Source organism: Thiomicrorhabdus heinhorstiae (genome assembly GCF_013391765.2).
In the GTDB taxonomy this organism is placed as follows: domain Bacteria; phylum Pseudomonadota; class Gammaproteobacteria; order Thiomicrospirales; family Thiomicrospiraceae; genus Thiomicrorhabdus; species Thiomicrorhabdus heinhorstiae.
Genome location: NZ_JACBGI020000002.1, coordinates 20,785 through 35,829 on the forward strand (window position 1 = coordinate 20,785; position 15,045 = coordinate 35,829).

Consider the following 15,045-nt stretch of genomic DNA (forward strand, 5'->3'; position numbering starts at 1 on the left):
AACAGAAAAATTTAGTTTTGGCTAATTCTCTGCAAATACTAATAGTAAAACCACGGTGCGCACAATTAATTCCTTACAAAAAATATGAAATTAGCCACACTGTCATACTTGCTTAAGAATCGATCCTCATCAACTCAATTTCATTCACGATTTTCAGTAAAGCCAATTCCGTATCGGTATTCCAGTCAAGCGCGCACGACAAGCGCAAAAAATGGTTATATTTTTCGGTCATCGAAAAAATTCTCCCCGGAGCAATACTGATCTGGTGGCGAGCCAGACGATTGGCCAGTTCAAAGGTATCAATCGCAAAAGGCAACTCGATCCATAACACAAAGCCCCCTTTTGGGCGGGTCACTTTGGTACCGAAGGGAAACAATTTAACGATTGCCGCCGTCATTCGATCCACCGCAAAGGCATATTGCTGACGGATTTTGCTCAGATAGCGGTCGAACTTTCCGGACTGCAGAATTTCCGCCACCGCCAATTGCGCGACCGAGGATGTTGCCAGATTGGCCACATACTTAAAATACTCCAACCGCTCCCGATAGCGCTTCGAAGCGACCCAGCCAAGACGCAACCCCGGAGACAGGGTCTTGGAAAATGACGAACAATAGATCACCCAGTCGTCGCTATCGAACGCCTTCAACGGTTTCGGACGGCGGTTATCATGAGAAATTTCACCGTAAACATCATCTTCGATAATCGGAATTTCACGTTTCGAGAGCATCTGAATCAGGCGGCGTTTTTTATCATCGGGCATACTCAATCCCAATGGATTGCTAAAGCTCGGCACCAGAACACAAGCTTTGATCGGCCACTGATCAATCGCCATCTGCAATGCTTCCAGCGACAGGCCGGTATCCGGATCCGTCGGAATCTCGATGACTTTCATGCGCAAGGAGTGGATCACCTGCAACAAACCGTAGAAAGTCGGCGATTCGATCGCGATCACGTCGCCCGGTTCGGCACAGGCGCGTAAAGCCAGACGCAAAGCTTCCTGACAACCGTCAGTTACAATAATTTGATCGGAGGAAATATTGCAGCCGTTTCCGACCATTCGCCGTGCGATCTGCTGTCTCAACTCCGGCAATCCAGGCGGAAACAGGTAATCGTTGAGAATCTCGGAATCCTGTCTTGCAACTTTGCGAACCGCCTCGGCAATCATCTGTGTCGGCAAAAAAGAAGGTGCCGGGACGGCCGCGCCAAATTGCACCATATTCGGGTTATTCGTTGACTTAACCAAATTCAGCGCCATTTCCTGCCCGGTTACCGCCGAAGGCACCGAATCGGGTTGACTCTGCGACGGGGTATCGACTTCTCCCCGATATAGACGCTTTACATAGAATCCGGATTTCGGGCGTGCTTCGATATACCCCATCGCCTCCAGTCGGTAATAGGCCGATACAGCCGTAGCGACACTGACTCCTTGAGTTTCGGCAAAACGCCGCACAGGGGGAAGTTTATCCCCGGGAGCATAGAGCCCTTCCTTGATTTGCTGCCCCAAACCGGCCGCCAGATTCTCATACAAAAAACCGGACATCAGATACTCCTAAAATCTCACTATGGAAGCAATGAACACAAGCGCATTACCCTACAACTTTCATCGAAACCGATACAATTCCGGCACCGATCAGCAGTACAAAATACATAACACTCAATCTGTACCGTAAAAATTCTATTTTTCTAAATCTGTATTTAATATAGCATCCTTCATAAACTATAGTTCAATGATTTTTAAGGATAAATAAGATGTCACGCTGGTTGGGTTTCTTACTGGTCGCGATTACACTGCTCGGCATTTTTCAGAGCTGGCCGCAAGCCGACTGCGATACAGAGAAAAGTTCGCTGCAACCTCGCGCCACCCCCTGGTGGTGGCATATCCATTAAACAAGGACAAAATTGAATGCAAGAATACTGTTGGCTAAACGGCGAAATCATTCCGGTCGGAGAAGCAAAAGTTTCGGTTCTGGATCACGGCGTACTCTACGGCGACGGCGTTTTCGAAGGCATGCGCGTCTACAACAGGCGCACTTTTAAACTGGCTGAACACCTGAAACGTTTGCAGCAATCCGCACATGCGCTGCAACTTGAAATGCCCTATTCGATCGCCGATCTGACGCAAGCCTGCGAACAACTGATCAACACTAACGGCATGCACGACGGCTATATCCGTCTGGTAGTGACTCGCGGCGAAGGCTTTTTAGGGTTGGACCCGCGCAACTGCAACCAGCCGAATGTCTTCATTCTTTATCGCGGCTTGAAAATGGGCCACGATGAAATTCAACAACGCGGCGCCCGCCTGATCACGGCCTCGGTACGCCGAACGCCGATGGATGTGCTCGAACCGAAAATCAAGACCTTAAACTATCTGAATAACATCCTTGCCAAGATGGAAGCCAATCAGGCGGGAGCCGATGACGCCATCCTGTTGAACCATGCCGGACAGGTTGCCGAAGCCAGTGCCGCCAATCTGTTTATCGTCAAAAACGGTATCTTGCTCACTCCGCCGCTTGAAGCCGGAATCCTACAGGGAATTACCCGCGATACTATTATCGAACTGGCACAGCAAAACGGCTTAACCGTCGCAGAACAACCCATGAGTCTGTATGATGTTTACAATGCCGATGAAGGCTTCCTGACCGGCAGCGGCGCCGAATTAATTCCGATCGGTGAAGTCAACGGCCGCAAACTGAAACAAGCCGTCGGGCCGGTTTTCCAACAATTGGTTCAGGCTTACCACCGTTTGACTCGAGGCGAAATAGAGTGAATTTACTCGAAAATCTGCAATGGCAGGCTCAATACAACCATGCGATGAACCGCCAGTTCTATCAAGCCTGCTCGGAGATTCCTGATCAAGAACGTAAACGTGATATGGGCGCATTCTTCCAGTCGATTCACGGTACGCTCAACCATCTGTTATTAACGGATTTGTTCCGGTATCTCTCGGATGGGAACTGCGTGAGCAATAGCTCGGAGCTATAAATGACTGAAAAGCCGATCAATAACAACGCCAGTGTCTGTATTCCCATCTAAACCACCCAATGAAGTTCAATGCCCTGCCAAGTTAAAACATTAACCAATTTTATTTAAATTATAAAGTTGTTGCGAAAATCGCTGGAGGCGGTTTAATTAAAGATCTGACTTAAATTCTGATAAATGAAGTACCGATATGCTGAATATACACTTGGCACAGGCGCATCAAGCACCTGAAATTTCCGAACTGATCGGTGAACTGCTGGCGGAAATCATGCAAGCAATTAATGAAACCGCTTTCTCTTTTCATCTTGAAGAAGCGCAACAGCGCCTGCATGAGTTTATTCGCGAAGGTAAAAATATCGTTTTCGTCGCCGAACGGAATAACGCTTTGATCGGTTTTGTCACTATCTACCCGAGTTTTGCACTTTACGCCGAAGGCGCTTTTGCCACCCTTGCCGAGCTTTACGTCAAACCGGAATATCGTGCGCAGGGTGTTGGCAAAGCGTTACTCGATGCCGTTAAAACACATGGCAAGCAGCAGGGTTGGAAACGGCTCGAAGTCACTACTCCGCCGTTACCGCAATTTGATAAAACGCTGGCGTTTTACCAGCGCGAAGGTTTTCAGATCAGCGGCGGGCGTAAACTCAAAACCGAATTGACCTAATCGGTTCCGGTTCCGGGCTAACACATGAAAAAGAACGGATTCTAGCGGTTCTCGAAGATATTCGACAAACCGCCCAATACCGAACCTTCACCCTGATCGTTACCGCCCCCGCCCGGAGCAGCCTGCAGAATACGGTCGGCAAGGCGCGAGAACGGCAGGCTTTGCAGATAAACGGTTCCGTGCCCTTTCAGTACCGCCAGGAAAATGCCCTCTCCGCCGAAAATCATCGACTTCAAACCACCGGCCTTCTGGATATCAAAATCGATGCCATCGGTATAAGCGACGACACAACCGGTGTCGACAAAAATGGTCTCGCCTTTCAGCTCTTTCTGCACCACGGTCCCACCTGCGTGTAGAAATGCCATACCGTCGCCGCTGAGACGCTCCATAATAAAACCTTCTCCACCAAAAAGGCCTCGGCCGATTTTACGACTGAATGAGATATCGATTTTGGTTCCCATGGCTGCACACAGGAAAGCGTCCTTCTGGCAGGTGATGGCATTGCCGTGTTCCGCCATATCCATCGGAATAATTTTGCCCGGATAAGGTGCGCCGAAGGCAACGATTTTTTTGCCCGCCCCACGATTGGTGAAGTGTGTCATAAACAGGGATTCGCCGGTAACCAAACGCTTGCCGGCTCCCAGTACCTTACCAAAGAAGCCGTTGTCGGTTTCCGTACCGTCGCCCATTTTCGCTTCAAAGCCGATACCGTCCTCCATCCACGCCATGGCTCCCGCTTCGGCAATAACCGTTTCATGCGGATCAAGTTCAACCTCCACCACTTGCATGTCGTCGCCAATCAAACGGTAATCAATTTCATGACTTCTCATCACTCTCTCCATTTTCGTGGTTAATTTTTCTAGAAATCATATCATTGTAAAAACACATTACTCTGCCTAAAACCTTGAAATCATCGCTCAAAAAGACAAAACAAAAAGCCGCTCATACACAATGGGCGGCTATTGAAAATCACAAATCAAGCCTATCCAACCAGTGGCAGATAAATATCCGTGATTTGTTCATGTTCGGCGACTTCAGGGAAGAAGTTCAGATACTCAAAAAACACCGGAAAATCCCGCGTACTTTCATCATTTTCGCCCAGCCACTCGCGATACAAATAGTAAATTTTATCGTCAAGATGATCCCGACTCCCGATATGACGAATCTTGGCGCAACGCCCGGCTGGAATTAGCTTATTAATCACACCTTGCGGATTTTCCGGAACCATCTGCTTAACTTCACCGCAAATATCGAAACAGAATGCTTCCGGCTCGACCATATTCGGATCGTTAAACGGCACGCCGAAAGTCCGGCTTGTTTTAATCGGCGATAAGCCGCTGCTTTTACGCCAGTCTATAAATTGAGCAATCGAATCATTTAACACCAGCGGGCTGCCGTTGTGTTCGAAGACCGCGATTTTAATTTCCGGAAAATCAATTACTTCCACCTTATCTCCAAGTTGCATAACCATATCTCTCCCATGCATTTTAAATTGATATTGATCATGCCAATCGGACCAAACCGGCTGTTTACGAAACTCGCCTGGAGAAACCCCGAAGTTCTTTTTAAACGCTCGATGAAACGCCTCTGCGCTGTCGTAACCAACTGAAAATGCAATATCGATGATTTTCTGATCACGATCAAATACCAGCTGATAAGAGGCGCGTTTCAAACGCAGTAGCTGAATGAAGCGAGAAACATTAACCCCGACACTGACAGCAAACAAGCGATGAAAGTGATACTTGGAAAAATTGGCAATCTCGCTCAGTTCCTCCACTGTCATCGGTTCATCCAGATGTCTGTAGATGTGATCGCATACTGCGTCGATACTTTGTTGATAACGCCTGTTTTTCATATCTGCAACCGAATAGTCCCTTAATTGGCGAGCTCTATTATCAAGAACAGAATGAGATAAAACCTGATCGATATTGCGCATTTAGCATAGAGGAATATTTAAGCTCACTTGTTAAATGGAGGAGTAACAAGAAATCAAGGTATTTGATCAAGTTGCCAGATGCCGGCGTTTTATCCAAATCAGATGGTATCCATGCACAGTTTGAAAAGGACCGTGAACCTGATCCAAAGGCAAATCACTGAAAATTTGTTCACCCAGCTCTTTAACAATGACTTCGGGTTTAACCAAACCGATGTCACCGCCAATCTTGGCCGACGGACATTTCGAATGCTCGCGGGCCATGCGTTCAAAATCCTCTAACGAATGAATCTGAGGGATCAGCTCAAGACACGCCTCGGCGCAGTCTAATAAGATATGATGCGCCTTGGCACGGGAATCAGGATGAATTGACATATTTAATACCCTAAATTAAAAACGACGTCTCAGTAAAAATTTAGCGTTTTTGCTGCTGCCCCCCATCCTACTCGAATGACTTCACTATTTGAATAACCTGTTCAAGGGTTTGCTTTACATACGAATAGATCTGCGGAGACTTACTCGCTCTCGGCCCGGCAATATTTAAAGTCTCGATCTCAGACTCTGCAATAAATTGCTCTATTAATCGAGCGGCTTGCGACACTGCCAGCGCCCGACTATCAATAAGAATATACGGGGTTTTACGATCAATACAAAAATCCAACGTGGCTTTGGTACCACCATTCAAGTCGGACTCATAAAAAATCACCGTACCGTCAGCATCCAAAACATTCTTTCTGGTTCTGGGCGGATATCCCTCACCATACTCCACCAACGGATAACGTTGATTAATCACTCCATCCTCGGCAAGCCTACCGACGGGACAACTTCCTCCTGAGGGAAAACCGTAATCCAAAGCCACATCCAGTGCCGCCCTGTCAGCGCCGGTTTGACCGCCGCTAATAACTTTTACCAGCATTAAAAAGGCCTTCCCATAAGTTTACGTTCAATCAAACCAGAGTAACTGATAGTTTAGACTTCGAGAGGTGATTCAGGCAAAACGCCCGCTACCAAATTGAACTTTTTTACACAAAAACAGACAAAAACCAAAATAACGAACATCTTTTATAAAAACAAATTGCATCTAAATTGCACTAAGTACAACAAGCAAAAGCAATTTGATTCTTGGCTTAAAAAGTGCTGAATTTAGCCCTATGAACCGAATATACTAAATGTAAATTCACTCTTAATTTTCAGCAAACTCAGGATATTCCAATGTCTAATAACGATGGCATAATTACCATAAAGAGCGCTCACAGTGTTACCCAGTCGATCGATAATCTCGAAAGAGAAATTCATAAGCGCAATATGAATATTTTCGCCCGGGTCAATCACTCTGCAGGCGCGCAAAAAATCGGTGCTGATCTTCGCCCGACCGAGCTGTTAATTTTCGGCAGCCCGCAAGGCGGCACCCCGTTGATGGAGTGCTCACAAGTAATCGGCTTGGATTTACCGTTAAAGGTCTTGGCCTGGGAAGATGAAGAAGGCACAGTATGGCTTAGTTTCAATGACTTGAACTACCTCGCTGCAAGACACCAAATCAGCGAATGTGCCAATGTCGAAAAATTGAATAGTACACTTCTGAAAATAGTCGAAGACAGTGCTATTTAGAACTAAACAATATGAGCGCGGTTTTTACCTTCTTTCTTGGCCACATACAGTCCTTGATCAGCCTGTTCGATCAGCTCATCGGTATTAGTCACATTATCACGAAAAACCTTAATACCAATGCTGGCGGAAATCGTCAGTTCCAACTCCTCAACCCGAAACGGATCATTTAAAACTTTTAATAATTTATCAACGATCCGTTCGGTTCGATCCTGGGCAGCATGTAAGTCGGCAGTGCCCAGATCATTCAACAAAATCACAAATTCATCTCCACCAAGACGGAAAACCAGATCGCTGCTACGAACCGCATTTCTCAATCGTCTGGCAACCGCCTGCAAAAGCTGATCGCCGATATTGTGGCCATGCTTATCATTCACCGGCTTAAAGTTATCCAGATCAATAAATAACAGTGCACAATAAAGTCCATTCATCGAACAGTTTCTTAGGGCTTGATCGAGATGTTTTACCAGACCGCGGCGATTCAAAAGATTGGTTAAAGGATCCTCAAACGCCATGGTTTTCATCATGACTTCATGGTCTTTCTGCTGAGTAATTTCGCGAAATGTCCCTTCAACACCACAAACTTCGCCGTTTTCGTAATAGTAACGGCTATTAGTTGCCACCCAAATTTCCCGCCCTTGCCCGTTAACGGCTTTTAATTCGTAATTTTTAATCTTGCCGTTATTCGCTTTCAGAGCTTTCAAAAAATCTCTGCGAGAAAAAGGCGGTGCATAGAAACTTTCAATATTGAGACCGATAACCGATTGTGGAGAATAGTGCATTTTTTCCTGAACCGATGGAGAAACGTACTTTACCTTTCCTTGTAGATCGGTGCGGTAATAAACCTCCTGCAGGTTTTCCACAATATGTTGAAAGTGTTTACGCGAAGCTTCCAGAGAACCCTCGGTCTGCTTTCTTAATTCGATTTCGCTGTTGAGGCGAGCATTGATTCGCCAAAACCAGGTGGCAATCATGATTGTCAGTAATAGACCCGCTAAAATCAGTCCCAGCACTTTAAAAAAGGCCGACTGACTGATTTTCGGATTCGGATCAAATATGAAACCGTTTATCTCATGGTGATCCGTGACAAAACCGAACTCTTCCAGATGATAAGCCATACGTTCAAAACGACCCGGATTGATATTTCCGACCGGCACCTGATCAGGTTGAATCAATTTCTTTAATATTCTTGCTTCCTGCAAGAGTTGCTGGCGGGTCTTTTCGATTCCTGGCAATTTCAATAAACGCGCGATCACTTCACTTTGATGATTCAGCGCATAGTCCCAGCCTTTAATAGATGCCGCAAGAAAAGCTTTCACTCTTTCGGGATGCTTTTTGACTTCATCCTGGCGGGTAAAGAGGATATCGCTATAGAAATCCACCCCATATTCCACCGGATTAATCACATACGGCTTAATATTTTTATCCCACAAATAAAACGGTTCATTGCTCAAATACGCATTGAACGCATCGACTTTGCCGTCAATCAAATCATTGATATTGAAACTGCTGGGAAGAATTGTCAGGCTTTCAGGCTTAACGCCCTCACTTGCCAGTAGAGCGAGAAACTCAACATCATTGGCTCCGCCATACATCATGACTTTTTTACCGATCAAATCCTGCGGCGTTCTGATTCCGCTGTCCTTTCTGGTAAGCAGAACCGACGGTGAGTGCTGCATAATCGCCGCCAAAGCAACTAAAGGCTTTCCACGAAGATAGCTTAAAAGCACTTCGCTGTTTCCAACACCATATTGCGCTCTCCCCGCCAAAACCTCCTTATTCGGCTGACGCTGCGGCGAACCGGGAATGATTGTGACATCCAGTCCGGCATCGCGATAATACCCTTGCCAAAGCGCGGCGTAATAACCTGCAAACTGAAATTGCGGCGTCCAGCGCAACTGAAGAGAAATTGGGGCATCAGTCTCTCTAGAAACGGAAGTGTCACTCATTGCCCAGCATGCTTTTGGACTTAGCAGCAGGAGTAATACAGTCAAAATATACAGGCTATTTCTCAAAATATGCTTCATCCCAAAACATAATGAAATACGCTCAAACAGACTTTTGAAATCGGTAATACTTAAGAACAAATGTGATTACATCTCATTACCGTGATACCGTAATAATACCCACAAACGGTACAGGAACAAAATTTAATCTCTCAATCCCCCTCGCGTCCTTAGACTTTAAACAGTCGTTTTTCCATCTCTTTTGCGGATCAACTCCTGCGCGGTTTTTTCACAGGCCGTTAACAATTTCACTCGCGTCCATTCATCATTCAGTGATCGAGCAACGGCAACCCCGCCAATCATCATTGCACTCAAAGCCAAAACCCTATCGCTGTTCGGCGACTCCGCCATCAACCGGGCGATGTAAATTGCCAACCTTTTATATACAGTCGTATAGGCATCACGGACTTCGTCGTTCTGATGCGCCACGTCGGTCGCCAAAAATGCCAAAGGGCAGGCAGGGTTCGTGTCGCTTAAATGATTCTCGCTCAAATAACTCTTTAGCAGCAGTAAGAGTCGTTCCTGGTCGGAAAGCTCCGCTGCAGGAATTCTTGCAGCAAAACTCAGACTTGCGGCTGAGGTAATCGCTTCCGAATACAGGGCTTCTTTGGAAGAAAAATGCGCATAAAACCCGCCTCGGGTCAGTTGAGCGTTATGCATAATATCGTCGATCGACACCTTATCGAAGCCGTGCGCGGTAAATAGCTGTGCGGCACTTTCTACGATCTTCTGTCTGGTTTGCTGCTTTTTATTCGGAGACTTAGCCATCATCCGCTCCTCCATCTAAAAATATGTTCTTGAACATATTTTGATTTTGCCTAGCATGAAAAGCAAATTGTTGAACAACCAATAAACAAGAGGAAGCGTCATGCAGCAGGAATGGATACTTTTTCCCTTAATTGCATTAGTGATTTGGACCCTTTCAGTCGGGTTCAGAATGTTACTACTTAGAGTCAAAGCGGTCAGACAGGATGGTTTAAACCCGCACTATTTTTTACTCAACCGCGGCGGTAAGCTCCCGGCCTATCTTACTCAGATCGAACAGCACTACCAAAATCTGTTCGAATTGCCGGTACTGTTCTATCTTCTGGCTATTACCCTCTTCGCCAGCAAACAAGTTGATGCATTGCAACTCTATCTGGCCTGGATATTTGTAACCAGTCGAATAGTCCACAGTTTCATTCATCTTGGATCGAACCGTCTGATCTGGCGGCGGAATACGTTTCTTTTCGGGGGAGCGATTCTATTGATCGCCTGGCTGGATTTTGCGTGGAAGCTGCTGACTTTATTTACCTGACATAAGAAAAAAACCACTATCAAGAGGATAACCTGCAAAACTTCCTAAAAATCAGTCAAGACTCATTATTGTAATTGGGCAGAATTTAATCCGTCGAGAACCTGTAGCCTACTTTTGCAAAAACGATTTTCTAACGGCCTCATCAAATACACCCATAGAGGCCAATCCCATCAGTCGTCTAAACTTCGGGCATTCCAGGTGACTGGGTGCCGTGCAGTCGGCCGCGTGCCTGAGGCCATCTCGCATCGCCGTTAATTTCTGAATCGAGCGCTCAAGTTCCTCAGCCTTGTCCAGAAGCAATTGTCGATCAATCGAGGGCTTTTCGTCCGAACCGATAATACCGGCAATTTCATTCAATGAAAAACCCGCCGAACGACCCAAAGCAATCAGCGCCAATCGATCCATAACACTCGCTTTAAATTGCCGACGGATTCCTCGCCTGCCGAAAGAAGCGATCAACCCTTTTTCTTCATAGAAACGCAGTGTCGCTGCCGAGACACCTGAAAGTTTCGCCACCTCAGAAATATCCATAACCCCTCTTGACTTAAAGTTAACTTTAAGTGCTAGTCTAGCATTACATTAAACGAAAACCCAAATATAGGAAAAAATGGAATGAACACACTATTCTCAGTCTTTTTTATCGGTATTGGAGCGACCCTGATAATGGATCTTTGGTCTATTCTTCGAAAACAGTTTTTACGAATTCCGTCAGCCGATTACGGATTAGTTGGACGATGGATCGCTCATATGCGTTACGGACGCTTTTACCATCATTCTATTATGGCGGCTGCTCCTGTACGAGGGGAGCAAGTTCTGGGATGGGGTGTCCACTATCTGACTGGTATTGCCTTTGCCGCTTTGATGATTTTCTTGAATGGCGAGTCATGGCTAGAAAACCCAACACTCCTGCCTGCTTTAGCGATTGGCATCGCAACAGTTATCGCGCCCTTTTTTCTTATGCAACCGGGAATGGGGGCTGGTGTTGCCGCATCTCGAACCTCCAACCCAAGGCAAGCCCGCATTCACAGCTTAATCACCCATGCCGTTTTTGGATTCGGCTTATACCTCAGTGGATGGTTGCTAAAATTGCTTTATCTGGATTAAAAAATCAGAATGGAGGCTGCAGATTTAAGTGGAATACGCTCATGAAATTGGCGCTATCGAAAGATAATCGATCGCGAGATTTTTCAGCGAAATTTACCATGCCTCAGCAAATAGATAAAAACCCCGCAATACACATTTTCATACATGAACGATATCAGCTCGAGATGGTTTGCGTCCGCTTGAAAGTTTCCTGAATAATCCAGGCATCATTGCTGGCACGATGTCTTTGCAGCTCGGTCTCGCTTAGAAGTTGATCCTTGGCATCATGCCAAATCTCCATCTGCCGCTCGGTAAGGATGATTTCCAGCGGACTGATGAAAAATTCCATCCTTCTACCGGCCGCATAAAATAACTTATTGAGCCACGGCTGGTCGACGACCCAGCCATCGGAAAACAGTGTCATGCCGCGTAATAACTCATTCAAAATATCCGCGACTTCATCAACCGGTTTTCCGTATTTATGCAGAATTTCCCGAGAAATCCGATGCACTTTTTCCGCTTCATCGTCCCAGTAAGTCCATTCAGGAATCGGCTGAATCAGAGTACAAAACCGGTAACCGTCAGCAAGCACCAGACCCACTTCAATCGGGTAACTATCCGGACCGAAGCCGGATGCCTCAAGATCAATAATAAACGGAGATTTCTGCGCTCTTGCCATCGTGTTCATTCCTTAAACACATTAACTACGTTAAAAGCAGTAATAGGCTTAATAATACAGAGTTTTTATGTCAAACTCTTGAAATTTCATTCAGATCGGCAACAAATTGAAATCAAACGGAAAAAACCACTTCCAGCGGATTGTGATCGGAAATGGTTTTGACATGAAATGCACGTGCCGAATCGACGGTTAAACCGCGATAAAACACATAATCCAGAATCTGACGATTCAAAGTCCGAATCGGAGTAGTGTCGGGATAAGAGACCTGAGATAACCCTAATTGGCGTGCCGAGTTTTCCAGAAAAGAGACCCGCGCCTTATTCCAGGTATTAAAATCACCACTGACAATCATTGGTCCCTTTTTATCCGCTACCAGACTCCAGAGCAGGTTCAACTCCTGACGAAACAGCCGGTTTGGAACAAAGTTAATCGCATGGATATTAATATGCGTGAGCGTCTGCCCGTCTTCCAACAGATGCTCGGTAATCAGAGCGGTTTTATGCGTCATCCATCCCAGCTCGCGACTGCGGGTCAGGCACTGATGCTGTGCGGTCATGCCGTATTCACTGGCAGTCAGCACACCGAAATGCTTGCGGCGGGTTTCGATATTCGGTGCCATCACATATGGCAGGTTGAAAAACCGTCCTTGCATCGGAACCGTCGCGGCTTCCTGTAAAGACAACAGATGCGGGGTTTCAATATTCAGCAGCTGTTCGATCGGCCGGTGAATATAATGTGAGAAATCGGTTTTATATAGATTCCAGGTCAAGAGACGAAACGGATTGGGCAAAGCGGAATCGGCATGCAGAATCTTGCGCTCATGCGATATGGGGGTTAATTTGGGTTTGTACATCTCTGCGCGGCTTGCCTCAAAATCACTCTATATCCCGATTATAGAATAGGCGCAAAAATTCGGGTGAGGTTTTCCAACAGTCTTCTCCCCCTGCTGCTGGAAAGTTGATAAGGTCGACTGCCTCGAATCAGAGCTTCAACCCAGTTCGCCGTCTGTTCGATCAGAGCCGTATCATATACCCAATTCGCCAGTTCGTGATTGATAAACAGCGAGCGGTAATCCAGATTGGCGGTACCGAACAGCATCGCCTGCCGGTCGATAAAGATCAATTTCGCATGCAGCATCTTACCGGCGAAAAAGTGAATATCTCCCCCGGCCTCGGAAAACTCTCGCAGGTACGAGCTGCGCCCTAGGTCAAAAACGATATGGTCGGATTTTTCCGGCGATACCAGCACCACTTTTACGCCGCGTTTAATGGCAATCAGCAGCGCCGTCATAATCGAACCGTCGGGAATAAAATAGGGCGACACGATCACGATCTCCCGTTGTGCAGCGTAAAGTCCCTGCAACAAGGATTCAAACAGTGCTTCTTTATGAATATCCGGCCCGGATGGGATGGTTTGTATCAACTGCCCTGGTCGTTCCGCCGGAACCGACTCTTTTGGTAACGGCAATTTTTCTTCTGTGGTGTAAAACCAGTCTTCGTTAAAAACAATGTGATAGTGCGACAAAACCGGGCCGTGCATTCGGAATAACAGATCCTTCCAGCGATCGTTTTTCGGCTTGTCCTCCTCGGTTCCGAAATAGTCGTTGGACAAATTCATCCCGCCGGTAAAACCGAGCGAATCGTCAAACAGATAGATTTTTCGGTGGTTGCGTAAATTGACCTGACTGTTGAAGAAGTTCTTGAATACCGGTTGAAAAAAAGCCACCCTGCCACCAGCCTCGATCAAATCCTGCAGCGCTTTGGGACGGCGGTACAAAGCGAAAGAACCGACTGCATCCAGTAATAATCGAACCTGAACCCCTTCGCGAGCTTTGGCAATCAACGCCCGCAAAATTCGTCGGCCGGTTTGATCCAGTTCAAAAATATAAGTTTCGAGATGGATGCTATACCGAGCATCTTGCAGAGCCTGCATAAAACACTCGAAAGACTGACAGGAATCTCCACAAAGCTCGATGCGATTATGATGCGTGGTGCTGGCAATCTGGTCGGCGATCAATAACTCGTCAATTTGCCTCGCCAGGCGATTTTCAGCTGGAATGATTGCGGTTTCATCGGTTTTAGACGGAATGGTGATATTCGGCTTATTGCGTTTATAGAGTAGCTTTCGCGAACCGAAAATCAGATACAGGAATACGCCGAGATAGGGAAGCAATAACAGGGTCAAAAGCCACGCCATCAGATTCTGTGGCGAACGCCTCTGGTACAGCATGTGAATGACTGCCGACAATACCAGAAAGACATACAGGAAATAGAAGACCACCAAAAACGGATTTAATCCAATATCCATCACTCTCGCCTTGGACCTTGTTTGTGCGCATCACTATGATGGTGCCTAGGATAGCGCTTTACAGCTGAAATTAAAATCGTCAATTTGCCTTAAGCATCCTTTCCGACCCCATCGTAACTCGAAAACCTGCCTTCAACGTTTGTCCATTTACGGCAAACAATCTGGCCATAGCAGCGTACAACCCACGATAAATTAAATTTTCTCCACAAGTGTCATACCGATATACAAAGAATCTCGACTCTGTCACTCTCGCCGTTTACCACTTCATTCACACGAATCTATTGATAGTTTCTATAGGTTCAAGTTGGATTATCAATTTTTAATTTGCCTCTTGAGCTACTAGGATGGTTTTCGCTTAAGAACGATTTTTTAAGCTTGGCATAAATTTGTTCGGTTTTCTCTCTGGGTAAACGCTTATGCCCGTCAAACTCATATTGGATTTGTATGCTCTTGTTTCATTCTCTTGCAATCGTTGCGGGAGGCTTAAGAGAACCG

The 15,045-nt window shown here is 46.2% G+C and carries 18 protein-coding genes; 7 read left to right on the plus strand and 11 right to left on the minus strand.

What is annotated here, in order from left to right; all coding sequences use genetic code 11:
- Nucleotides 1-112: 112 nt before the first annotated feature.
- Nucleotides 113-1,540: an aminotransferase-like domain-containing protein gene (locus H8792_RS01870; protein WP_194947451.1), complete on the minus strand. Its 1,428-nt coding sequence runs from the start codon at nt 1,538-1,540 to the stop codon at nt 113-115.
- A gap of 209 nt (nt 1,541-1,749) precedes the next feature.
- Here H8792_RS01870 and H8792_RS01875 point away from each other — a divergent pair, with 209 nt between their 5' ends.
- The 4 genes from H8792_RS01875 (at nt 1,750) to H8792_RS01890 (ending at nt 3,640) form a co-directional block, all read left to right on the plus strand.
- Nucleotides 1,750-1,887: a hypothetical protein gene (locus H8792_RS01875; protein ID WP_194947452.1), complete on the plus strand. Its 138-nt coding sequence runs from the start codon at nt 1,750-1,752 to the stop codon at nt 1,885-1,887.
- Between the two features lie 16 nt (nt 1,888-1,903).
- Nucleotides 1,904-2,767 carry a branched-chain-amino-acid transaminase gene (ilvE, locus tag H8792_RS01880; RefSeq protein ID WP_194947453.1) on the plus strand — a complete coding sequence of 288 codons (864 nt, stop codon included), beginning with the start codon at nt 1,904-1,906 and terminating at the stop codon, nt 2,765-2,767.
- Nucleotides 2,764-2,982: a DinB family protein gene (locus H8792_RS01885; RefSeq protein WP_324187584.1), complete on the plus strand. Its 219-nt coding sequence runs from the start codon at nt 2,764-2,766 to the stop codon at nt 2,980-2,982. Before ilvE ends, H8792_RS01885 begins: the two co-directional genes overlap by 4 nt.
- A gap of 187 nt (nt 2,983-3,169) precedes the next feature.
- Nucleotides 3,170-3,640 (plus strand): GNAT family N-acetyltransferase, encoded by a 471-nt coding sequence (locus H8792_RS01890; RefSeq protein ID WP_194947454.1) that lies wholly within the window; start codon nt 3,170-3,172, stop codon nt 3,638-3,640.
- Nucleotides 3,641-3,681: 41 nt separating this feature from the next.
- On the opposite strand, the gene H8792_RS01895 is transcribed toward H8792_RS01890, so the two are convergent.
- From H8792_RS01895 to H8792_RS01910, 4 genes are all read right to left on the minus strand, one after another.
- Nucleotides 3,682-4,470, minus strand: coding sequence for a TIGR00266 family protein (locus H8792_RS01895; protein WP_228766887.1), 789 nt, complete (start codon nt 4,468-4,470; stop codon nt 3,682-3,684).
- Between the two features lie 152 nt (nt 4,471-4,622).
- Nucleotides 4,623-5,495, minus strand: coding sequence for an AraC family transcriptional regulator (locus tag H8792_RS01900; RefSeq protein WP_194947456.1), 873 nt, complete (start codon nt 5,493-5,495; stop codon nt 4,623-4,625).
- A 147-nt stretch (nt 5,496-5,642) separates the two neighbouring features.
- A complete protein-coding gene (locus tag H8792_RS01905) occupies nt 5,643-5,948 on the minus strand; it encodes a peptidylprolyl isomerase (RefSeq protein ID WP_194947457.1) in 306 nt (101 codons plus the stop codon).
- A 67-nt stretch (nt 5,949-6,015) separates the two neighbouring features.
- Nucleotides 6,016-6,489 carry a putative molybdenum carrier protein gene (locus tag H8792_RS01910; RefSeq protein WP_194947458.1) on the minus strand — a complete coding sequence of 158 codons (474 nt, stop codon included), beginning with the start codon at nt 6,487-6,489 and terminating at the stop codon, nt 6,016-6,018.
- 296 nt (nt 6,490-6,785) lie between these two features.
- Between H8792_RS01910 and H8792_RS01915 the strand changes: the two genes are divergently transcribed.
- Nucleotides 6,786-7,181: a DUF302 domain-containing protein gene (locus H8792_RS01915; protein ID WP_194947459.1), complete on the plus strand. Its 396-nt coding sequence runs from the start codon at nt 6,786-6,788 to the stop codon at nt 7,179-7,181.
- A gap of 2 nt (nt 7,182-7,183) precedes the next feature.
- Here H8792_RS01915 and H8792_RS01920 read toward each other — a convergent pair whose 3' ends face one another.
- Complete coding sequence (locus tag H8792_RS01920) at nt 7,184-9,127, minus strand: ABC transporter substrate-binding protein (RefSeq protein ID WP_194947460.1); 1,944 nt, start codon at nt 9,125-9,127, stop codon at nt 7,184-7,186.
- Between the two features lie 234 nt (nt 9,128-9,361).
- Nucleotides 9,362-9,955 (minus strand): TetR/AcrR family transcriptional regulator, encoded by a 594-nt coding sequence (locus H8792_RS01925; protein ID WP_228766888.1) that lies wholly within the window; start codon nt 9,953-9,955, stop codon nt 9,362-9,364.
- Between the two features lie 97 nt (nt 9,956-10,052).
- On the opposite strand from H8792_RS01925, the gene H8792_RS01930 reads away from it, so the two are divergent.
- Complete coding sequence (locus H8792_RS01930; protein WP_194947461.1) at nt 10,053-10,481, plus strand: MAPEG family protein; 429 nt, start codon at nt 10,053-10,055, stop codon at nt 10,479-10,481.
- A 108-nt stretch (nt 10,482-10,589) separates the two neighbouring features.
- On the opposite strand, the gene H8792_RS01935 is transcribed toward H8792_RS01930, so the two are convergent.
- The gene (locus H8792_RS01935; protein WP_194947462.1) at nt 10,590-11,012 is read right to left on the minus strand and encodes a helix-turn-helix domain-containing protein; all 423 of its coding nucleotides are present in this window, start codon (nt 11,010-11,012) and stop codon (nt 10,590-10,592) included.
- Nucleotides 11,013-11,093: 81 nt separating this feature from the next.
- Between H8792_RS01935 and H8792_RS01940 the strand changes: the two genes are divergently transcribed.
- Entirely contained in the window at nt 11,094-11,585 is a 492-nt protein-coding gene (locus H8792_RS01940) for a DUF2938 domain-containing protein (RefSeq protein WP_194947463.1), read from the plus strand.
- 154 nt (nt 11,586-11,739) lie between these two features.
- Here the strand turns inward: H8792_RS01940 and H8792_RS01945 are convergent, their stop codons facing one another.
- From H8792_RS01945 to cls, 3 genes are all read right to left on the minus strand, one after another.
- On the minus strand, nt 11,740-12,243 hold the full coding sequence (locus H8792_RS01945; RefSeq protein WP_194947464.1) for a 3'-5' exonuclease family protein: 504 nt from the start codon (nt 12,241-12,243) through the stop codon (nt 11,740-11,742).
- A 112-nt stretch (nt 12,244-12,355) separates the two neighbouring features.
- Nucleotides 12,356-13,096, minus strand: coding sequence for an endonuclease/exonuclease/phosphatase family protein (locus H8792_RS01950; RefSeq protein ID WP_194947465.1), 741 nt, complete (start codon nt 13,094-13,096; stop codon nt 12,356-12,358).
- A 38-nt stretch (nt 13,097-13,134) separates the two neighbouring features.
- Nucleotides 13,135-14,550 carry a cardiolipin synthase gene (gene cls, locus H8792_RS01955; RefSeq protein WP_194947466.1) on the minus strand — a complete coding sequence of 472 codons (1,416 nt, stop codon included), beginning with the start codon at nt 14,548-14,550 and terminating at the stop codon, nt 13,135-13,137.
- Nucleotides 14,551-15,045 lie beyond the last annotated feature (495 nt).